Here is a 19,175-nt window from a genome sequence, read left to right on the forward strand (position 1 = left end):
GATGAGAGCTGTCGGTGGTCGATCCGGGTGGCACGTCAGTGGTGCAGGATCTTCGACAGGAAGTCCTTGGCGCGGTCGCTGCGCGGGTTGCTGAAGAACTGGTCGGGCGCAGCCTCCTCGACGATGCGTCCGTCCGCCATGAACACCACGCGGTTTGCAGCCGATCGTGCGAAACCCATCTCGTGGGTGACGACGATCATGGTCATCCCGTCGCGGGCGAGTTGCTGCATGACCTCCAGCACCTCGTTGATCATCTCAGGGTCGAGCGCCGACGTGGGCTCGTCGAAGAGCATGACCTTGGGATCCATGGCCAGCGCCCGTGCGATCGCGACCCGCTGCTGCTGGCCGCCGGACAGCTGGGCGGGGTACTTGTCCGCCTGGGTGGCGACGCCGACCCGGTCGAGGAGGGCGCGCGCCTTCTCCTCGGCCTTCTTCTTGTCGGCCTTGCGGACCTTGATCTGACCCAGCATCACGTTCTCGAGCACGGTCTTGTGCGCGAAGAGGTTGAAGGACTGGAAGACCATGCCGACGTCGGCGCGCAGCCGGGCCAGCTCCTTGCCCTCCTGGGGCAGCGGCTTGCCGTCGATGGCGATCGAACCCGTGTCGATCGTCTCGAGGCGGTTGATGGTGCGGCACAGGGTGGACTTCCCGGACCCGGAAGGTCCGATGACCACGACGACCTCGCCGCGGGCGATGGTCAGGTCGATGTCCTGGAGTACGTGCAGCGCACCGAAGTGCTTGTTGACGCCCTTCAGGACGACCAGTTCGCCGGTCGCGACCGCATCTTCCTTGGCCGCCGATACTTCGGTCATCGCTCTCTGGCTCCGTCCTCCTCGGTTTCGGAGGACAGTAGTAACCGTATGCGACCAGCGTCATTAGTATTGAGGGGAATCTGAGCATCACGATCCGATAGCAATCGGACACGTGTCGTAGCAGTTGCGACCAGCGGCATCCGGCGTGCGTATCAGCCGGATAACGGAACCGCGGCGCAACCGGAACCCTCTTGACGCCGTCCTCATCCATCAGCATGACTGCACGGTGCGCACGCGCGCGTAGGCGGGCGCATCATGCCTGTTCAGCACATATTCAGATAGTACGTCCGATGGATCGAAGGGGGCCGGCGTGAGACTTCTCCTCGTCGAGGACGACAACCACGTGGCCGCCGCGCTGTCCGCGGTGCTCGCCCGTCACGGGTTCGACGTCACGCACGCGCGCAACGGCGAGGAGGCACTTCGGGCGCTCGTCCCGGAGGGCGACGGCTTCGGAGTCGTACTGCTCGACCTCGGCCTGCCCGACCAGGACGGCTACGAGGTGTGCGGCAAGATCCGCAAGCGCACCAGCACGCCGGTGATCATGGTCACCGCGCGCTCCGACGTCCGCTCCCGCATCCACGGCCTGAACCTCGGCGCCGACGACTACGTGGTCAAGCCGTACGACACCGGCGAACTGCTCGCACGCATCCACGCGGTCAGCCGGCGCACCGTCCACGAGGACGTCCCCGGCGGCGCCGACACCGCGCTCGTCCTCGGAGCCGTACGCATCGAACTGCCGACCCGGCAGGTCAGCGTCGACGGCACGGTCGTCCAGCTCACCCGCAAGGAGTTCGACCTCCTCGCGCTGCTCGCCCAGCGCCCCGGTGTGGTCTTCCGGCGCGAGCAGATCATCAGCGAGGTGTGGCGCACGAGCTGGGAGGGGACCGGGCGGACGCTGGAGGTCCATGTGGCGTCCCTGCGCGCGAAGCTGCGGATGCCGGCGCTGATCGAGACGGTACGGGGAGTGGGGTACCGGTTGGTGGCGCCGGGGGTCTGAGCGCCGTTGCAAGGTCGGGAGGCAGGTGGCTGGACCGCGCCGCCGAGGTGAAGGCGCTGCGTGGAGGTGTGCGGCGCGGACCTGTGCGAGGCTCGGGGCGAGGAGATCGGGCCGGAATCGGAAGAGGGACGGTGGCTGTGGACGCGGGTGAGCGGGGCTGCGTGGGTTCCCGCGGGTGCGGTGCCCTGGGTGGCGGCCCCGGTGCGGACAGCCGCGGGGGCTCTTGGGTCCGTGCGGGCGTGTGCCGGGGGCCGTGGTTCCTCGGTTCGTCGGTGGACGGGGTGTAGGCGGGACCGTGCGCACACGTCTTCTTCCGTTGCTCATCGTCCTCATGGCCGCCGTGCTGCTGGCGCTGGGCGTGCCGCTCGCCATCGGCGTCGCCGCCGCACAGCAGCAGAAGGTCGTCGTCGACCGGATCGACGACACCGCCCACTTCGCCGCGCTCGCCCAGTTCGTCAGCGACGCCTCCGACGAACGCCTGGAGACCCTGAAGAGCGAACTCGCCAGCTACCACAACGTCTACGACATTCGCGTCGGTGTCTTCTACGACGGCAGGGTGCCCATGGCCACGGCACCTCGGGCCTGGTCGATCCCCCGCCAGGGCGAAGTCCGCGAGGCGTTCGACGAGGCGCTCCTCAGCCGCCGCAGTCAGGACCCGAAGCAGGTGTGGCCCTGGCAGCAGGGCCGGCTGGTCGTCGCCTCTCCGGTGATCCGCGACGGGGACGTCATCGCGGTCGTCGTGACCGACTCGCCCAGCGGGCCGATGCGTTCACGGATCCTGAAGGGCTGGCTCGTCATCTTCGCGGGCGAACTCGCGGCGATGCTGCTGGCCGTCGGCGCGGCACTGCGGCTCACCGGCTGGGTGCTCAGGCCCGTGCGGGTGCTCGACGCCACCACCCACGACATCGCCACCGGACGACTCAAGTCCCGGGTGGCGGTGGCGGGCGGCCCCCCCGAACTCCAGCGGCTGGCACGGTCGTTCAACGAGATGGCGGACAACGTCGAGGACGTGCTGGAACAGCAGCGGGCCTTTGTCGCCGACGCGTCCCACCAGTTGAGGAACCCGCTCGCGGCCCTGCTGCTGCGCATCGAGCTGCTCGCCTTCGAACTCCCCCCGGGCAACAAGGAGATCGCATCCGTCCAGACCGAGGGCAAGCGGCTGGCCCAGGTCCTCGACGACCTCCTCGACCTCGCGCTCGCCGAGCACACCGAGGCGGATCTGCGGATCACCGACATCGGGGAGCTCACGGCCGAGCGCGTCGCCGCGTGGACGCCGACCGCGGAGGCCAAGGGGGTACGGCTGGTGGGTACTTGTCCGCCCACCACCGCCTGGGCCGACCCCGTCACCCTGTCCAGCGCGCTGGACGCGGTCATCGACAACGCGCTCAAGTTCACGCCCGAGGACGAGACCGTGACGGTCACCGTCGCCGCGGACGGGGACACGTCGACGGTCGTCGTCGCCGACCGTGGGCCCGGTCTCACCGACGAGGAACTCTCGCGGGTGGGGGACCGGTTCTGGCGCAGTGGGCGGCATCAGAACGTCAAGGGGTCCGGGCTGGGGTTGTCGATCTCGCGGGCGTTGCTGGAGGCGGGGGGAGGGGCGATCTCGTACGGGCACCAGGAGCCGCACGGGCTGGTGGTGACGGTGGCTGTGCCGCGCAGTGGGCCTGCGGTGTGAGGTTCGAGTGCTTGAGGTTCCTGGGCGTCTGTTACGGCTTCACCGAGCGGTAGTAGCGGCGTGCGCCCTCGTGGAGGGGGACCGGGTCCGTGTAGATCGCCGTGCGTACGTCGACCAGCTGGGCGGAGTGGACGTGGTGGCCGATGCGGTCCCTGCTGTTGATCACGGTCCGGGTGAGCCATTCGACGAGTTCGGGGTCCACGTCGCTGCGGGTGATCAGCAGGTTGGAGACGGCCATGGTCGGTACCGTCGCGTTGTTCTGGGCGGACGGGTACGCCGACGCGGGCATGTTGGTGGCGCGGTAGTAGCGGGTTGACTCGCCCTCCCCGTGCAGCTTCGCCACGAGGGCCGGCTGGATCGGGACGAAGCGGATCGCCGAGTGTTCCGCGAGGTTCCTCAGGCCGTCGGTGGGCAGGCCGCCGGACCAGAAGAACGCGTCCAGGTCGTGGCCGAGGCGTTTGGGGCCGGTGTCGATGCCGTAGGCCCTGGGCTGGATGTCCTTGTCGGGATCGATGCCGGTGGCCTTGAGCACGCGGTCCGCTATCAGGCGTACGCCGGAGTCGGGGGCGCCTATCGAGACGCGCTTGCCCTTGAGGTCTTCCACCGTCCGGATGTCCGAGTCGGCCGGTACGACGAGCTGTACGTAGTCGTCGTAGAGGCGGGCCACTCCTCGGAGCGTGTCGGCGTGGGGGGCGTGGTTCTGGAGGTAGTTCTCCACCGCGTCGGCGGCGGCGATGGCGAAGTCGGATTGTCCGTTGGCGACACGGCTGACGTTCTCCTGGGAGCCGGCGGTGTCTTTCAGCACCACCTTCAGGTCCGGCATGTCCTTGTGGATCGCGTCGTTGAGGAGCCCGCCGTACTTCTGGTAGACGCCGGCGCGGGTGCCTGTGCTGAAGATGATCGTGCCGCTCGGGGGGGTCTTGCCGAGGGGGAGCAGCCACCAGAGGAGGAGGCCGAGGGCCACGAGGGTGGCGGCGACGGCTTGGAGGATCTTCGACTGGCGGCGGGTGAGGCGGGTGAGGCGGGCGAGGCGGGTGAGGCGGGGGAGCGGCGGCGGGTGGGGCATGGCGGTGATCCTGCCAGGGGGGTGGGGGTGGTGGCCAGGGTTGGTTGGTTGGGGGTGCCTGGTTGTCTGCGGCTTGGTGGGGGCGGGCGTCTTGCGCCGTTCCCCGCGCCCCTGAGATGCCTGCGGCGGCCCGCCCGGCTTCGGTGGGGGCGTGTGTAGCGCGTGCGGTGTGGTGGGTGGGTCGGTGCCGGGGTGGGGGGTATCCGTCCTCGGTCCGGCGCCTCGGTCTCTCGATCAGGGGCCCGGTTCCGGACGCCGGCCGCTGCGGGCGGACACCCCCCACCCCGTCCCCTTCACGCCGTACGCGGCCAACCCTCCGGTGGGGGCGGACGGTCCCGTCGTAGCGCAGGTGGACTGCAACTCCCTAGGGGCGCGGGGAACTGCGCGACAAGCACCCACTCACCCGAACCCGCCCACGAACCGAACCCGGCACCCCCTTAGGCGCCGTCCCTCCCCACTGTCGCCTCCGTAACCCGGGGTGACGGCGGGCCCGGGGTCTCCCGTGGGGGTCGGCGGGCGGAGAGGCGGGTTGCCAGGGGCTCGGTGTAGCGCGCTGTGAGGGGGCCCAGGATGACCAGGATGAGGACGTACGCCGTCGCCAGGGGGCCCAGGGAGGGTTCGATGCCGGCCGAGACCGCGAGGCCGGCGATGACGATCGAGAACTCGCCGCGGGCGACCAGCGCGCCGCCCGTGCGCCAGCGGCCCTTGGGGGAGATGCCGGCGCGGCGGGCCGCCCAGTAGCCGGTGGCTATCTTCGTCGCCGCTGTCACCACGGCCAGGGCCAACGCCGGGAGCAGGACCGGGGGGATGCTCGCCGGGTCCGTGTGGAGGCCGAAGAAGACGAAGAAGACCGCGGCGAAGAGGTCCCGCAGGGGGCTGAGGAGGGTGTGGGCACCCTCCGCCACCTCGCCGGAGAGGGCGATGCCCACGAGGAAGGCGCCCACCGCTGCCGACACCTGGAGCTGCTGGGCCACTCCGGCCACCAGGATCGTCAGGCCCAGGACCACCAGGAGCAGTTTCTCCGGGTCGTCGCTGGAGACGAAGCGGGAGATCAGACGGCCGTAGCGGACCGCTACGAAGAGGACCAGGCCGGCCGCGCCGAGGGCGATCGCGAGGGTCAGGCTGCCGGCCAGGAGACCTGCGCCGGCCACCAGCGCGGTGACGATCGGCAGGTACACCGCCATCGCCAGGTCCTCCAGGACCAGGACGCTCAGGATGACCGGGGTCTCGCGGTTGCCGACCCTGCCGAGGTCGCCGAGGACCTTCGCGATGACGCCCGAGGAGGAGATCCAGGTGACGCCCGCCAGGACGACCGCCGCCACCGGGCCCCAGCCCAGGAGAAGGGCCGCCGCGGCTCCTGGGAGGGCGTTGAGGGCGCCGTCGACCAGGCCGGAGGGGTAGTGCGCCTTGAGGTTGGTGACCAGGTCGCCCGCGCTGTACTCCAGGCCCAGCATCAGGAGGAGGAGGATCACTCCGATTTCGGCCCCTATGGAGACGAACTCCTCGCTCGCGCCCAGGGGCAGCAGACCGCCCTCGCCGAAGGCCAGGCCGGCCAGGAGGTAGAGGGGGATGGGGGAGAGGCGGAAACGGGCGGCGAAACGGCCCAGGAGGCCCAGGCCGAGGATGATCGAGCCGAACTCGATCAGGAGGACCGCGGAGTGCATGCTTCCTACTCCCGACCCAGGATCGCCGCCGCCGCGTCCACGCCCTCGCGGGTGCCCACGACGATGAGGATGTCGCCGCCCGCCAGGCGGAAGTCCGGCGCGGGGGACGGGATCGCCTCGGCGCGGCGCAGCGCCGCCACGACGGAGGCTCCGGTGTCGGTGCGCATCTTCGTGTCGCCGAGGACCCGGCCGTTCCAGCGGGAGCCCGCCGCCACCTCGATGCGCTCGGCCACCAGGCCCAGGTCGGTCGTGTAGAGCAGGCTCGCGCTGTGGTGGGAGGGCTTGAGCGCGTCGATCAGCGCGCCTGCCTCGGAGCCGGTCAGTCGCAGGGACTGGGCGCAGGAGTCGGGGTCGTCGGCCCGGTACACGCTCACCGTGCGGGCGCCGTCGCGGTGGGCCACCACGGACAGATGGCGGTCCTCCCGGGTGATGAGGTCGTACTGGACCCCGATGCCCGGCAGCGGCGTCGCCCTGAGGCGTGGAGCAGACACGTTTCTTCCCCTTGTGTGTCGAGTGGTGGAGCGAGTGGTGGATCGAGTGATCACTGATCAGCGATGCAGGTGATCACGGTGCCGGGTTCGCATGGTGTCAGCTCCCCGTACCGTGGCGATATGGGTGACGTGACGGATATACGCGAGCGACGGGCCCCGGCGAAGCTGGTCACGGAAACGTCGTGCGAAGCCGAGGAGAGGAGCGGAGGTCCGGCCGTGTCGTTGTTCTGGCGGATCTTCTCGCTCAACGCCGCGGGTCTGCTCGTGGCCGCCGCGCTGCTGCTGGGACCGGTCACCGTGTCGACGCCGGTGCGGCAGGGGGAGGCCGTCGTCGTCCTCGCCGGGCTCGTGCTGCTGCTGGTCGCCAACGCCGTGGTGCTGCGGGTCGGGCTCGCCCCGCTCCAGCGGCTGGGGCAGGCCATGGCCGCCGCCGACCTGCTGCGTCCCGGCGTACGTGCCCCCGTCTCCGGTCCCGCCGAGACAGCCGCGCTGATCACGACGTACAACACCATGCTCGACCGCCTGGAGGCCGAGCGGGCGACCGGCGCGGCCCATGCGCTGTCCGCCCAGGAGCGGGAGCGGCACCGGATCGCGCGCGAGCTGCACGACGAGGTCGGGCAGACCCTGACCGCCGTTCTCCTCCAGCTGAAGCGGGTCGCCGACCGGGCTCCCGGGGAGCTGCGGGAGGAGGTCGGACAGGCGCAGGAGGCCACCCGGGCCGGGCTCGACGAGATCCGCCGGATCGCGCGCCGGCTGCGGCCCGGGGTGCTGGAGGAGCTGGGGCTGCCGAGCGCCCTGCGGTCTCTCGCGGCCGAGTTCACCACGCACGGACTGACCGTGCGCCACCACCTCGGGGGCGATCTGCCCCCGCTGACCGAGGAGTCGGAACTGGTCGTCTACCGGGTGGCCCAGGAGGGACTGACGAACACCGCGCGGCACTCCGCCGCCGACCGCGCCGAAGTGCGGCTCGAGGCGGTCGCCGGCGGTGTCGAACTGCTCGTGCGGGACAACGGCCGCGGGCTGGGCACGGCCGCCGAGGGCGCCGGGATACAGGGCATGCGGGAGCGGGCACTGCTGGTGGGGGCCGCGTTCTCCGTGGAACCCGGGCCCGGCCGGGGAACCGACGTGCGGTTGCGGATACCGGTCGCGGCGGAGGTGCGGTGATGGCGGAGCCGACGCGAGTGCTGCTCGCCGACGACCACACGCTCGTCCGGCGCGGGGTCCGGCTCATCCTGGAGGGCGAGCCGGACCTCACGGTGGTGGCCGAGGCGGGCGACGGCGCGGAAGCCGTGGAGCTGGCACGCGCGCGTGAGGTCGATCTGGCCGTGCTGGACATCGCGATGCCCCGGATGACCGGGCTCCAGGCCGCCCGCGAACTGTCCCGGCGCCTGCCCGACCTGCGGATACTGATCCTGACGATGTACGACAACGAGCAGTACTTCTTCGAGGCGCTCAAGGCCGGCGCCAGCGGGTACGTGCTCAAGTCCGTCGCCGACCGCGATCTCGTCGAGGCGTGCCGGGCCGCCGTACGGGACGAGTCCTTCGTCTATCCGGGGGCCGAGCGGGCCCTTGTCCGATCGTACCTGGACCGGCTGCACCGCGGCGTCGACCTGCCCGCCCGGGCCGTCACCGAGCGGGAGGAGGAGATCCTCAAGCTTGTCGCCGAGGGGCACACCACGAAGGAGATCGGTGAGCTGCTGTTCATCAGCGCGAAGACGGTCGAGCGGCATCGGGCGAACCTGCTGGCCAAGCTGGGCATGAAGGACCGGCTGGAGCTGACCCGGTACGCGATAAGAGCCGGGCTCATCGACCCGTGACGCGCACGGCCCTGCCTCGGCGGCCGGCCTCGCGCCGCCGCCTCACCACGTAGGTGCCCGCGAGCCCGGCGCCTGCGAGGGCCAGTGCCACGCCGATCGCCCGCTCGAAGCCTGCCGGGCCGACGCTGCCTCCGGAGCCGCCCTGGACGCCGAGGGTGGGGGCGACCGTGGCCACGTCCGCGACGGTGGTCTCCGGCTGGAGCAGCACCTCTGGGGCGGTCTCCGGCTGGAGGAACACCTCGGGGTCGATGTCGTCCTGGGGCAGCAGATCGGCGGCGGACTCCCGCCGTGGCGGCGCTTCGCAGGCGATGCCGTCGTTCCAGCCATCGTTCCAGCCATGGGCCTCGTCCCGACCCTGGCCCTGGTCCCTGCCCGGGTCCTCGTCCCGACCCTGGCCCTGATCCCAGCCCTGGTCCTCGTCGAGACCGTCGGGGTCGGCCGGGTTCCGGTCGAACTGCGCCTGTGTGTGCTCCTGGTTGGCGAAGTCCGCGCAGCCCGGGTCGGTTTGGGCGTGCGCGATGCCGGTCAGGGGGCCGACGGTGGCCAGGAGGGCCACTGCCGCGCCGGTTATTGCGGTGCGTATTGCCATGGGTCGGGTGCCTTTCGGGCGGGGGCCTGAACAGCCGTCACCGCGACCCTAGGGACGCGCCCGGGGATCGGCCCGTGGTGCTGGGCCGAACGGGCGCGCGGTGTCACAGCAGCGTGTCCCAGTCCCCGTCGAAGTCTCCGGTGAAGTCCCCGCCGAAGTCCGCGGCGTTCGGGAACAGCAGGTCCGACGACTGTTCGGGGCCGCGCGGCGACTGCTCCGTCCAGATGCACTTGCCCGTGGGGGTGTAGCGGGCGCCCCAGTGGGTGGAGAGGGCCGAGATGAGCTGGAGGCCGCGGCCGCCCTCGTCGGTCTCCGTGGCGCGCCGGATGCGGGGCATGGTCTGGCTGCCGTCGTAGACCTCGCAGATCAGCCCGGCGCTGTGCAGCAGCCGGAGCCGGACCGGGCCCCGGGCGTGCCGGACCACGTTCCCGACCAGTTCGCTGACCAGGAGTTCCGTGGTGGGGACGAGGTCGTCCAGGTCCCAGGAGGCCAGCTGTTCGCGTACGTGCCGACGCGCCTGGCTCGCGGCCTTCGGGTCGTCCGGCAGCCGCCATGACGCCATCCGGTCGGCGGGCAGCGCGTGCAGGCGGGCGACCAGGAACGCCGCGTCGTCGGCCGCCTGCTGATCCGTCGGCAGCAGCCCCACCGTCAGCGTGTCGCACAGGCGCTCGAGGTCTACGGCCGTGCCGTCGGCGTGTGCGGCGCCGAGCAGCCGCGCCAGCTCGGCCATGCCCTCGTCGATCTCCCGCTTCGCCGACTCGACCAGGCCGTCGGTGTACAGCACCAGCAGGCTGCCCTCGGGCACCTCGAACTCGACCGTCTCGAAAGGCGGTTTCGCAGCGCCGAGCGGTGGGTCGGCGTCCGGCTCCGGGAAGTGCACCGTGCCGTCGGGGTGGACCAGGGCGGGCGGCGGGTGTCCGGCCCGGGCGAGGGTACAGAGGCGGGTCGTGGAGTCGTAGAGCGCGTACAGACAGGTGGCGTACGACGCCTCGCCCATGGCGCTGACGATGTCGTTGAGGTGGCCGAGGATCTCGGCGGGCGGCAGCTCCAGGTCGGCCAGGGTGTGCACCGCGGTGCGCAGCCGGCCCATGGTGGCCGCCTCCGGCAGCCCGTGGCCCATGACGTCGCCGACGACCAGCGCGACCTGTCCGCCGGACAGCGGGATGATGTCGTACCAGTCGCCGCCGACGTCCGCGCCGGGCCCCGCCGGCAGATAGCGCGCGGCCGCCGTGCACGCGGGCAGGTCGGGCAGGTCCTGCGGGAGCAGGCTGCGCTGGAGTTCCCGGGACCGGGTGTGCTCGGCGTCGTAGAGCCGGGCCCGCTCCAGGGACTGGGCGAGGAGGGCGGCGATCGTGGTGAGCAGGGCGCGATCCTCGTCGTCGAGGAACCGGGGCCGGTCGAAGGAGACGACGCACACCCCGAAGGTGTGCCCCGAGGCCGTCAACGGCAGGAACGCCCAGGACCGCTTGTTGCCGCGGGCGGGGAAGTCGGCGAGCGCGGGGTAGCGGGCCGCGTACTCGTGCGGGGACGACATGAACAGCGGGACGCCGGTCTCGATCGTGTCCCAGGCCGGGTCGCCGGTCGTCGCCCGCGGGCGGCTGTCGAGCAGGTCGACGAACTCGGCGGGGTAGCCGGCCGCGCCCACGTGGTGGAGCCGGTCGCCCTCGCTGACCTGGACCATGAGCCCGGCGGCGGCGAACGGCGGCAGCACCCGCCGGGCGACCGCGTCCACGACGTCCCGGGAGGTCGTCGCCTTGGCGAGTTCCGTGGTCAGCTCCGCGATCCGCAACGCCCGTTCGGCAGCGGCCCGTTCCGCCGCCTGCCGCTCCTCCGCGAGCCTGCGCTTCTCGGTGACGTCCTGGAAGTACAGGGTGCGTCCGCCGGGACCCGGCACCAGCCGGACGTGCAGGCGGCGCTCGCACAGTGCGATGTGCACGTCGAAGCCGCTGGGCCGCTCCTCGGCCGCGGCGGCCAGGCAGCCCTCCTTCAGCCCCGGAACCTGCTGGGTGGCCGACAGGTCCCACAGCAGCCGCCCGAACAGCTCCTCCTCGGAGAATCCGAGGAAGCGTTCCGCCTCCAGGTTGGCGAAGGTGATCCGCCACTCGTCGTCGACCGCGAGGAAGCCGTCGCTCATGTGCCTGAGGGCCCTGCCGAGCGCGTCCCGGGCGGTGCGCGACTCGTTGCTCTCCCAGCCGACCCCGATCATCCTGAGGGGCTCGCCCTGCTCGTCGTAGGTCGCCCGGCCGCGGGCCTGGGTCCAGCCCCAGGTGCCGTCCAGGCGCCGTACCCGGTACTCGGCCTCGTAGACGGAGTGGTCGAGGATGGCCCGCTGCGCCGCCGCGAGCGTGGGGGCCAGGTCGTCGGGGTGGACGATCCGCATCCAGTTGTCGATCCTGCCGGTGAATTCGGCCGGCCGGGTGCCGTACAGGGCGAGGGCCGCCTCGTCCCAGATCAGGTCGCCGTTGCGGATGTCCCAGTCCCACGAGCCGACCTGGACCTCCTTGAGGGCCTGCCGCAGCCGTTGGCCGCTCCGCTCCGCGTGGGTGGGGCCGGACGCCGGCGGGGCCTGGGCCATCCGGTCCTCGGTCCAGGCGACCACGTCCCGCAGGAAGTCCCAGTGCGCCGGGGTGGGTTCGCCCCGTTCACCGGCCAGGACGGTCAGCGCGCCGACGCTGCGTCTGCCGCTGAACACCGGGAGGGCGGCGAGGCCGGTGCCGGGCCAGGGGACGTCGTCGGGGGCGTCCCGGCCGGGGGTGTCGCGGCCTGCGGTGTCCCGGCCGGTGTTCTCCTTGCCGGGGGAGAGCGGCACCCAGACGCCCTTGCCCTGCTGGAGCGCGCGGGCCGGGGCCAGCGGACCCTCCTGGTCGACGATCTCCCAGGAGCGGGTGAGGGCGGGCGGCAGGCCGACGGACGACACCAGCCGCAGCGCCGACATCGGGCCGCGCAGGTGCATCGTGCCGCCGAGCGCGCTCAGCTCGCCCACCGCTTGCCCGAGCGCGAGCCGGAAGACCTCGCTCTCGGTCGCGCCAGGGGTGACCGTGCCGAGAAGAGCGAGCCGCGCGTTCATGCAGGGAACTTATCGTTCCCGTTCCTGTTCGAAACCTTGCTTCACAGTTCCGACCCGGACGACTCCTTCACTTCCTCACCCCAACTGCCGCTCATTCACGGCAAGTTGTGTGAAATCCCGGGTGTGTGCCGTGCTGTCGGACAGGCGGTTTCCGGCGTCGCACTCCGTCAGCCCCCGGACACGCCGAAGGGCCGGTACCCGCACCGGTGGCGGCGCGGGTACCGGCCCTTCTCCGGCTGCGGCGCGTCAGTCCGTGCCGAACTCCATCGCTGCCCGGTCCAGCAGGGCCTCGTCCTCCGAGACCTCGCCGCGGGACGCGATCGCCTCGGCGCCGCCCTCGGGAAGCTCCGGCATGGTGCCGATGAGGCCCGTCGCGGCGGCCTGGGACGCGCCGATCGTGGGGCTGCCGGTGCCGATCAGGCCGAGACCGGCGTACTGCTCCAGCTTGGCGCGGGAGTCGGCGATGTCGAGGTTGCGCATGGTGAGCTGGCCGATCCGGTCCACGGGACCGAAGGCCGAGTCCTCGGTGCGCTCCATCGACAGCTTGTCCGGGTGGTACGAGAACGCCGGGCCCGTGGTGTCGAGGATCGAGTAGTCCTCGCCCCGCCGCAGCCGCAGGGTGACCTCACCCGTCACCGCCGCGCCGACCCACCGCTGGAGCGACTCGCGGATCATCAGGGCCTGCGGGTCCAGCCAGCGGCCCTCGTACATGAGACGGCCCAGGCGCCGGCCCTCGTTGTGGTACTGGGCGAGGGTGTCCTCGTTGTGGATCGCGTTGACGAGCCGCTCGTATGCCGCGTGCAGCAGGGCCATGCCGGGCGCCTCGTAGATGCCCCGGCTCTTCGCCTCGATGATCCGGTTCTCGATCTGGTCGGACATGCCGAGCCCGTGCCGGCCGCCGATCGCGTTGGCCTCCATGACCAGGTCGACGGCGGAGCCGAACTCCTTGCCGTTGATGGTCACCGGGCGGCCCTGGTCGAAGCCGATCGTCACGTCCTCGGGTGCGATCTCGACCGACGGGTCCCAGAACCTGACGCCCATGATCGGCTCGACGGTCTCGATGCCGGTGTTCAGGTGCTCCAGGGTCTTGGCCTCGTGCGTGGCACCCCAGATGTTGGCGTCGGTGGAGTACGCCTTCTCCGTGGAGTCCCGGTACGGCAGCTGGTGCGCGACCAGCCACTCGGACATCTCCTTGCGGCCGCCGAGCTCGGTCACGAAGTCCGCGTCCAGCCACGGCTTGTAGATCCGCAGGTTCGGGTTGGCGAGCAGGCCGTAGCGGTAGAACCGCTCGATGTCGTTGCCCTTGAAGGTCGAACCGTCGCCCCAGATCTGGACGTTGTCCTCCATCATCGCCCGCACCAGGAGCGTGCCGGTGACGGCACGGCCCAGCGGGGTGGTGTTGAAGTACGCCCGCCCGCCCGAGCGGATGTGGAACGCCCCGCAGGTGAGCGCGGCCAGTCCCTCCTCGACCAGCGCGGCACGGCAGTCGACCAGACGCGCGATCTCGGCGCCGTAGGTCTGCGCGCGACCGGGCACCGAGTCGATGTCGGGCTCGTCGTACTGGCCGATGTGCGCGGTGTAGGTGCAGGGGATGGCGCCCTTGTCGCGCATCCACGCGACCGCGACGGAGGTGTCGAGACCGCCGGAGAAGGCGATGCCGACGCGCTCGCCGGCGGGGAGGGACGTGAGGACCTTGGACATAGGAAGATTATGCATCACGACGCATGGTCATGCAAAGCCCCTCTCTGGAGGCCGATTCTGGCCGCTCCGCGGAGCGCCTACCCTTGAGCCATGACCAGCAGCAGCGACCGGAGCCCGGCAGTGGACGTTTCATCTCCGAAAACGTACGAAGTGCGCACCTACGGGTGCCAGATGAACGTCCACGACTCCGAGCGATTGTCCGGACTGCTGGAGGAGGCCGGGTACGTGCCCGCCCCCGAGGGCTCCGACGGGGACGCGGACGTCGTCGTCTTCAACACCTGCGCGGTGCGGGAGAACGCCGACAACCGGCTCTACGGCAACCTCGGCCGACTCGCGCCCAGGAAGGCCACGCGGCCCGGCATGCAGATCGCCGTCGGCGGCTGCCTCGCCCAGAAGGACCGCGACACCATCGTCAAGAAGGCGCCCTGGGTGGACGTCGTCTTCGGCACGCACAACATCGGCAAGCTGCCCGTGCTGCTGGAACGCGCGCGCGTGCAGGAGGAGGCGCAGGTCGAGATCGCCGAGTCGCTGGAGGCGTTCCCGTCCACCCTGCCGACCCGGCGCGAGAGCGCCTACGCGGCCTGGGTGTCGATCTCCGTCGGCTGCAACAACACCTGCACCTTCTGCATCGTCCCGGCCCTGCGCGGCAAGGAGAAGGACCGCCGCACCGGCGACATCCTCGCCGAGATCGAGGCCCTGGTCGGCGAGGGCGTCTCCGAGATCACGCTGCTCGGCCAGAACGTCAACGCGTACGGCTCCGACATCGGCGACCGCGAGGCCTTCAGCAAGCTGCTGCGGGCCTGCGGCACCATCGAGGGCCTGGAGCGCGTCCGCTTCACCTCCCCGCACCCCCGCGACTTCACCGACGACGTGATCGCGGCGATGGCGGAGACGCCGAACGTCATGCCCCAGCTCCACATGCCGCTCCAGTCCGGCTCGGACACCGTCCTCAAGGCGATGCGCCGCTCCTACCGCCAGGACCGCTACCTGGGGATCATCGAGAAGGTCCGCGCCGCCATGCCGGACGCCGCGATCTCGACCGACATCATCGTGGGCTTCCCCGGCGAGACCGAGGAGGACTTCGAGCAGACCATGCACGTGGTCCGCGAGGCCCGCTTCACGAACGCCTTCACCTTCCAGTACTCCAAGCGCCCCGGAACCCCCGCGGCGACCATGGAGGGGCAGATCCCCAAGGAGGTCGTGCAGTCGCGCTACGAGCGTCTCGTCGCCCTCCAGGAGGAGATCTCCTGGGACGAGAACAAGAAGCAGGTCGGCCGCACCCTGGAGCTGATGGTCGCCGAGGGCGAGGGCCGCAAGGACGGCGCCACCCACCGTCTCTCCGGCCGCGCCCCCGACAACCGCCTGGTCCACTTCACCAAGCCCGACCAGGAGGTCCGCCCCGGCGACGTCGTCACGGTCGGGATCACCTACGCCGCCCCCCACCACCTCCTCGCCGAGGGCGCCGTCCTCGACGTGCGCCGCACGCGCGCGGGTGACGCCTGGGAGAAGCGCAACGCCGAGGAGTCGGCCAAGCCTGCGGGTGTGCTCCTGGGGCTGCCGAAGATCGGCGTCCCGGAGCCGCTGCCGGCGGCCACGGGCGGCTGCGCGGCGCACTGAGCGACGTCGGGGGCTCCGGCTGCCGGGTGGGGATCTGAGGGGACTCAGGGGAGAGGGCGGGGCATGGGGCGCTGGGTGGTGATCGTGGACCGCAATGTCGGCAACCAGAACGACGTCGACGAGGTGGCGCACTTCGAGGGGACCCGGGACGAGGCCCGGGCCCGTCTGTACGAGATCGCCTGCACCCACCGTCCGAGCGCCGGCCTGCGCCAGAAGCGCCGACAGGTCTACCGAGTCGGCGACGGGGACGCGTACTACGTCCACATCGAGGGCGCGATGACGACGCACCGGGTGATGTACCGGCTCGCCGAACTGGCGTGGAGCACCCATCCGGAGTCCTGGCCCTGGGCCTGGAAGTAGGCTGCCGACCATGCTCGTCGCCGCCGCCGTCTGCCCCTGCCCGCCGCTCCTGGTGCCCGAGGTCGCCGCTGGCGCCGCATCCGAGCTGGACACCGCGCGGGCCGCGTGCGCGGACGCGCTGGGCGTGCTCGCCGCCGCCCGGCCCGATCTCCTCGTGGTCGTCGGCCCTGCGGAGCCGAGCGGGCGCGGACCGCACGCCGAGGGGGCCCGGGGGTCGTTCCGGGGCTTCGGCGTGGACGTCGACGTACGCCTGGGCGCCGATCGCGGTGCTGACGCGTCAGGACCGCTGCCGACCTCTCTCGCCGTCGCCGCCTGGCTGCTGGAGCGCACCGGCTGGGCAGATGCCCCGATCGAGGGACTCGGAGTGGGGGAACCACTGGAGCCCGAGCGGTGCATTCAGACCGGGAGGGGGATCGCGGGCCGGGCCGAGCGGGTGGCGCTGCTGGTGATGGGCGACGCGAGCGCCTGTCGCACGCTCAAGGCACCCGGTTACCTCGACGAGCGCGCGGCCCCTTTCGACGCGGAGGTCGCGCGGGCACTCGGTGCGGCCGACGTGGCGGCCCTGCGTGCACTGGACGCCGAGCTGGCGTACGAGCTGAAGGCCTCCGGCCGCGCGCCCTGGCAGGTCCTGGCGGGCGCGGCCGAGGAGGCCGGCCTGGGCGGCTCGCTGCTGTACGAGGACGCGCCGTACGGCGTGGGGTACGTGGTCGCGGCCTGGTCGTGACGGGGGCGTAGCGGGGCCGTCGAGGGGCCCGGGGCCCCAGAGGGGCCGTAGGGGGAGAGTCCGGGAGCGCCTGCACAACGGCGGACGGCCGGGGGCGTCCGCCCCCGGCCGTCCGTCAGTGCGCCGTGCCGCCGTTCAGGACGTGGGCGGCGGTGAGGCCGGAGGAGCGGTGTCGCCGCCCGGTCCGCCCGGTCCCTTCGTGCCGTCCTTGTGCGCCGCGAGTCGGTCCATGGCGTCCTTGGCCTTGCCCGTGCCCGTCTGGATCCGGTCGCTGTACTTGCCCTTGGTCTTCTCGTCGACGACCTTCGCGGCCTTGTCGAGGCCGTGCTGGATCTTGTCCCCGTGCTGTTGCGCGAGACCGGAGACCTTGTCCTTCGCCGGGCTGAGCTTGGCCCTGAAACTGTCCATGAGACCCATCGTTCGCCTTCCCACGCGGGGCAGTTACGTGCGGGCGCCCTCGCCGGCCCCACGGTCGGCCGCGTCCTCGGCGGACTGCTGCTTCGGGATCTCGACGTCGTCGGCGGGCGCCTCCCCGGCGGCCTCCGTGTCCGCCCGAGCGCCCTCGGTTCCGGACGCCTTACCGGCCTCGGCCTTGTCGTCGGCCTTCTGGCTGGTCTTGTCGCCGGTCTTTCGGTCGGCCTTGGTGTCGGTCGGCTCCTTCGCCGCCTGCGCCTCGTCCGTCGCGCTCGTCACGTCCGCCGCATCCACCGCATCCGCCGCGGACTCGGCCGTACTGGTGTCGGCCTGCGTCTCGGCGGTTGACGCCTCCTCCGTAGTCTTCGACCTCCGGAGAAGTCGTGCGAAAACGCCCATATCCACTCCATACGTTACTCGTGCGGGGGAAAACCCGCGTCGTCCGGTGCGCCCGTTTGCGCCACCCGGAAGCGCCGCCTCCGGGAACAGGGCGGCGGAAACCACGCAACTGGCAACGACGCCGGGCCGGGGTCGTCACGTAACTCGTTCGAGGCGGGGTCCGGAGGTTTGCGAGACTGGTGCCGTGAGCAGCGCACCCCCCGCCCCCCGCGTCATCGCCGTCGTCGGACCCACCGCGGCCGGAAAGTCCGATCTGGGCGTTTTCCTCGCCCAGCGCCTGGGCGGCGAGGTCGTCAACGCCGACTCCATGCAGCTCTACCGAGGGATGGACATCGGCACCGCCAAACTGACGCCCGAGGAGCGCGACGGCGTCCCGCACCACCTCCTGGACATCTGGGGCGTCACGGTCACCGCCTCCGTCGCCGAGTACCAGCGGCTGGCCCGCGCCAGGATCGACGCCCTGCTGGCCGAGGGCCGCTGGCCCGTCCTGGTCGGCGGCTCCGGCCTGTACGTCCGCGGTGCCGTCGACAACCTGGAGTTCCCCGGCACCGACCCCGACGTCAGGGCCCGGCTGGAGGACGAGCTCGTCCTGCGCGGCTCCGGCGCGCTGCACGCCCGCCTCGCCGCCGCCGACCCCGGTGCCGCGCGGGCGATCCTGCCCAGCAACGGCCGCCGCATCGTCCGGGCCCTCGAGGTGATCGAGATCACCGGCAAGCCCTTCACCGCCAACCTCCCCGGCCATGACTCCGTCTACGACACCCTCCAGATCGGCGTCGACGTGGCCCGGCCCGAGCTCGACGAGCGCATCGCGCGCCGGGTCGACCGGATGTGGGACGCGGGACTCGTGGACGAGGTGCGGGAGCTCGAGGCGCAGGGGTTGCGCGAGGGGCGCACGGCCTCGCGCGCGCTCGGGTACCAGCAGGTGCTGGCGGCGCTCGCGGGGGAGTGCACGATGGAGGACGCGCGGGCCGAGACCGTACGGGCCACGAAACGCTTCGCGCGCCGCCAGGATTCGTGGTTCAGGCGCGACCCGCGGGTGCATTGGTTGAGTGGGGCTGCGGCGCATCTCACAGAACTTCCGCAGCTCGCACTGGCGTTGGTCGAACGACCGGTCACAGCCTGATCACGTCCTGGCATCGGGACGCTCCGGCCGTCATCCGAGCCTCCGGCGCCGTGCCATCATCGAGCTTCGATCGACCAAGTGGAGTCCGAGTTGGGAGGGCGCGTGGCGATGGAGGCCGGCCCTCGCGACACCGCACAAGGCACCGAGCCCCTCACCGTCGAGAACGGTGAACCGGAGCAGGACGGGACCCGTCCGGGCCCCGAAGCGCTCGACGAGGTGCCCGACGGTGTGACCGACGACGGCCCCGAGCCCGAGGAGATGTTCGCGGCCGGGGAAGAGGTCGAGGTCGAGCTGCGCCCGCAGCGTCGTCTGCGGATCTGGCAGCTCGCTCCCATCGTCGCGCTGGCCGCGGTCGGCTCCCTCATGTTCGCCTTCCCGCTGGCCTTCGACTTCGGCGACAGCGGAGCGGTGATCGCGATGCTGGGCCTGCTGATCTGCTCGTGCGCGGCGGGCTGGGGGATGACGGCGGCGCGGCGCGTTGGTTACACGTGGCCGGGGCTGCCGCCGAGGGGTTCGGACCGGCGCGCGGACTGGCGGGTCCTGCTGGCCTACGTGCTGCTGGTGGCCGTGGTGATCGTCCTCGCCGTGTGGCGTGTGGCAAGGCTGCGCTGAAGCCCCAAGGGACGCGGGCAACTGCGAGACGAGCCCCCACTCGG

18 protein-coding genes are annotated in these 19,175 nt (G+C 71.6%); 9 read left to right on the top strand and 9 right to left on the bottom strand.

What is annotated here, in order from left to right:
- Positions 1 to 35: 35 nt before the first annotated feature.
- Positions 36 to 812, bottom strand: a complete 777-nt coding sequence (locus H295_RS0130410; protein ID WP_020139116.1) for an amino acid ABC transporter ATP-binding protein — start codon at positions 810 to 812, stop codon at positions 36 to 38.
- Positions 813 to 1,122: 310 nt separating this feature from the next.
- Between H295_RS0130410 and H295_RS0130415 the strand changes: the two genes are divergently transcribed.
- Positions 1,123 to 1,809 (top strand): response regulator transcription factor, encoded by a 687-nt coding sequence (locus H295_RS0130415; protein WP_020139117.1) that lies wholly within the window; start codon positions 1,123 to 1,125, stop codon positions 1,807 to 1,809.
- Between the two features lie 295 nt (positions 1,810 to 2,104).
- Positions 2,105 to 3,487 carry a sensor histidine kinase gene (locus H295_RS0130420; RefSeq protein WP_028809887.1) on the top strand — a complete coding sequence of 461 codons (1,383 nt, stop codon included), beginning with the start codon at positions 2,105 to 2,107 and terminating at the stop codon, positions 3,485 to 3,487.
- Between the two features lie 31 nt (positions 3,488 to 3,518).
- Here the strand turns inward: H295_RS0130420 and H295_RS0130425 are convergent, their stop codons facing one another.
- The 3 genes from H295_RS0130425 to H295_RS0130435 all read right to left on the bottom strand — a co-directional run bounded on the left by H295_RS0130425 (position 3,519) and on the right by H295_RS0130435 (position 6,708).
- Positions 3,519 to 4,553, bottom strand: coding sequence for a TAXI family TRAP transporter solute-binding subunit (locus H295_RS0130425; protein WP_020139119.1), 1,035 nt, complete (start codon positions 4,551 to 4,553; stop codon positions 3,519 to 3,521).
- A gap of 437 nt (positions 4,554 to 4,990) precedes the next feature.
- Positions 4,991 to 6,217 carry a cation:proton antiporter gene (locus H295_RS0130430; protein WP_020139120.1) on the bottom strand — a complete coding sequence of 409 codons (1,227 nt, stop codon included), beginning with the start codon at positions 6,215 to 6,217 and terminating at the stop codon, positions 4,991 to 4,993.
- 5 nt (positions 6,218 to 6,222) lie between these two features.
- On the bottom strand, positions 6,223 to 6,708 hold the full coding sequence (locus H295_RS0130435) for a cation:proton antiporter regulatory subunit (RefSeq protein WP_020139121.1): 486 nt from the start codon (positions 6,706 to 6,708) through the stop codon (positions 6,223 to 6,225).
- Between the two features lie 120 nt (positions 6,709 to 6,828).
- On the opposite strand from H295_RS0130435, the gene H295_RS0130440 reads away from it, so the two are divergent.
- On the top strand, positions 6,829 to 7,872 hold the full coding sequence (locus H295_RS0130440) for a HAMP domain-containing sensor histidine kinase (RefSeq protein ID WP_028809888.1): 1,044 nt from the start codon (positions 6,829 to 6,831) through the stop codon (positions 7,870 to 7,872).
- On the top strand, positions 7,872 to 8,525 hold the full coding sequence (locus tag H295_RS0130445; protein ID WP_020139123.1) for a response regulator: 654 nt from the start codon (positions 7,872 to 7,874) through the stop codon (positions 8,523 to 8,525). The genes H295_RS0130440 and H295_RS0130445 overlap by 1 nt, the downstream gene beginning before the upstream one ends.
- On the opposite strand, the gene H295_RS43705 is transcribed toward H295_RS0130445, so the two are convergent.
- From H295_RS43705 to argG, 3 genes are all read right to left on the bottom strand, one after another.
- Positions 8,512 to 9,114 carry a hypothetical protein gene (locus tag H295_RS43705; RefSeq protein ID WP_051135635.1) on the bottom strand — a complete coding sequence of 201 codons (603 nt, stop codon included), beginning with the start codon at positions 9,112 to 9,114 and terminating at the stop codon, positions 8,512 to 8,514. The two genes, H295_RS0130445 and H295_RS43705, sit on opposite strands and share 14 nt — an antisense overlap.
- Positions 9,115 to 9,217: 103 nt before the next feature.
- Positions 9,218 to 12,181 carry a SpoIIE family protein phosphatase gene (locus H295_RS0130455; RefSeq protein WP_020139125.1) on the bottom strand — a complete coding sequence of 988 codons (2,964 nt, stop codon included), beginning with the start codon at positions 12,179 to 12,181 and terminating at the stop codon, positions 9,218 to 9,220.
- Between the two features lie 246 nt (positions 12,182 to 12,427).
- The gene (gene argG, locus H295_RS0130460) at positions 12,428 to 13,882 is read right to left on the bottom strand and encodes an argininosuccinate synthase (protein ID WP_020139126.1); all 1,455 of its coding nucleotides are present in this window, start codon (positions 13,880 to 13,882) and stop codon (positions 12,428 to 12,430) included.
- 90 nt (positions 13,883 to 13,972) lie between these two features.
- Between argG and miaB the strand changes: the two genes are divergently transcribed.
- From miaB to H295_RS0130475, 3 genes are all read left to right on the top strand, one after another.
- The gene (miaB, locus tag H295_RS0130465) at positions 13,973 to 15,499 is read left to right on the top strand and encodes a tRNA (N6-isopentenyl adenosine(37)-C2)-methylthiotransferase MiaB (RefSeq protein ID WP_028809889.1); all 1,527 of its coding nucleotides are present in this window, start codon (positions 13,973 to 13,975) and stop codon (positions 15,497 to 15,499) included.
- Positions 15,500 to 15,562: 63 nt separating this feature from the next.
- Positions 15,563 to 15,859: a hypothetical protein gene (locus H295_RS0130470; RefSeq protein WP_020139128.1), complete on the top strand. Its 297-nt coding sequence runs from the start codon at positions 15,563 to 15,565 to the stop codon at positions 15,857 to 15,859.
- Between the two features lie 10 nt (positions 15,860 to 15,869).
- A complete protein-coding gene (locus H295_RS0130475; protein ID WP_020139129.1) occupies positions 15,870 to 16,583 on the top strand; it encodes a class III extradiol dioxygenase subunit B-like domain-containing protein in 714 nt (237 codons plus the stop codon).
- A 135-nt stretch (positions 16,584 to 16,718) separates the two neighbouring features.
- Here H295_RS0130475 and H295_RS0130480 read toward each other — a convergent pair whose 3' ends face one another.
- Positions 16,719 to 17,000, bottom strand: coding sequence for an antitoxin (locus tag H295_RS0130480; protein WP_020139130.1), 282 nt, complete (start codon positions 16,998 to 17,000; stop codon positions 16,719 to 16,721).
- 24 nt (positions 17,001 to 17,024) lie between these two features.
- Positions 17,025 to 17,276, bottom strand: a complete 252-nt coding sequence (locus H295_RS0130485) for a hypothetical protein (RefSeq protein ID WP_324606086.1) — start codon at positions 17,274 to 17,276, stop codon at positions 17,025 to 17,027.
- A 304-nt stretch (positions 17,277 to 17,580) separates the two neighbouring features.
- Here H295_RS0130485 and miaA point away from each other — a divergent pair, with 304 nt between their 5' ends.
- On the top strand, positions 17,581 to 18,519 hold the full coding sequence (gene miaA, locus H295_RS0130490) for a tRNA (adenosine(37)-N6)-dimethylallyltransferase MiaA (protein WP_020139132.1): 939 nt from the start codon (positions 17,581 to 17,583) through the stop codon (positions 18,517 to 18,519).
- 108 nt (positions 18,520 to 18,627) lie between these two features.
- A complete protein-coding gene (locus tag H295_RS0130495) occupies positions 18,628 to 19,131 on the top strand; it encodes a hypothetical protein (RefSeq protein ID WP_020139133.1) in 504 nt (167 codons plus the stop codon).
- Positions 19,132 to 19,175 lie beyond the last annotated feature (44 nt).

It is taken from the genome of Streptomyces sp. 351MFTsu5.1 (assembly GCF_000383655.1).
Lineage (GTDB): Bacteria > Actinomycetota > Actinomycetes > Streptomycetales > Streptomycetaceae > Streptomyces > Streptomyces griseorubiginosus.

What these genes read in the sequence shown, in the direction of transcription:
- H295_RS0130475 (WP_020139129.1), top strand. Translation starts at nt 15,870, where the DNA reads ATGCTCGTCGCCGCCGCCGTCTGCCCCTGCCCGCCGCTCCTGGTGCCC.
- H295_RS0130440 (WP_028809888.1), top strand. Translation starts at nt 6,829, where the DNA reads ATGGGTGACGTGACGGATATACGCGAGCGACGGGCCCCGGCGAAGCTG.
- H295_RS0130410 (WP_020139116.1), bottom strand. Translation starts at nt 812, where the DNA reads ATGACCGAAGTATCGGCGGCCAAGGAAGATGCGGTCGCGACCGGCGAA.
- H295_RS0130495 (WP_020139133.1), top strand. Translation starts at nt 18,628, where the DNA reads ATGGAGGCCGGCCCTCGCGACACCGCACAAGGCACCGAGCCCCTCACC.
- H295_RS0130430 (WP_020139120.1), bottom strand. Translation starts at nt 6,217, where the DNA reads ATGCACTCCGCGGTCCTCCTGATCGAGTTCGGCTCGATCATCCTCGGC.
- H295_RS0130480 (WP_020139130.1), bottom strand. Translation starts at nt 17,000, where the DNA reads ATGGGTCTCATGGACAGTTTCAGGGCCAAGCTCAGCCCGGCGAAGGAC.
- argG (WP_020139126.1), bottom strand. Translation starts at nt 13,882, where the DNA reads ATGTCCAAGGTCCTCACGTCCCTCCCCGCCGGCGAGCGCGTCGGCATC.
- H295_RS0130470 (WP_020139128.1), top strand. Translation starts at nt 15,563, where the DNA reads ATGGGGCGCTGGGTGGTGATCGTGGACCGCAATGTCGGCAACCAGAAC.
- miaB (WP_028809889.1), top strand. Translation starts at nt 13,973, where the DNA reads ATGACCAGCAGCAGCGACCGGAGCCCGGCAGTGGACGTTTCATCTCCG.
- H295_RS0130455 (WP_020139125.1), bottom strand. Translation starts at nt 12,181, where the DNA reads ATGAACGCGCGGCTCGCTCTTCTCGGCACGGTCACCCCTGGCGCGACC.
- H295_RS0130445 (WP_020139123.1), top strand. Translation starts at nt 7,872, where the DNA reads ATGGCGGAGCCGACGCGAGTGCTGCTCGCCGACGACCACACGCTCGTC.
- H295_RS43705 (WP_051135635.1), bottom strand. Translation starts at nt 9,114, where the DNA reads ATGGCAATACGCACCGCAATAACCGGCGCGGCAGTGGCCCTCCTGGCC.
- H295_RS0130425 (WP_020139119.1), bottom strand. Translation starts at nt 4,553, where the DNA reads ATGCCCCACCCGCCGCCGCTCCCCCGCCTCACCCGCCTCGCCCGCCTC.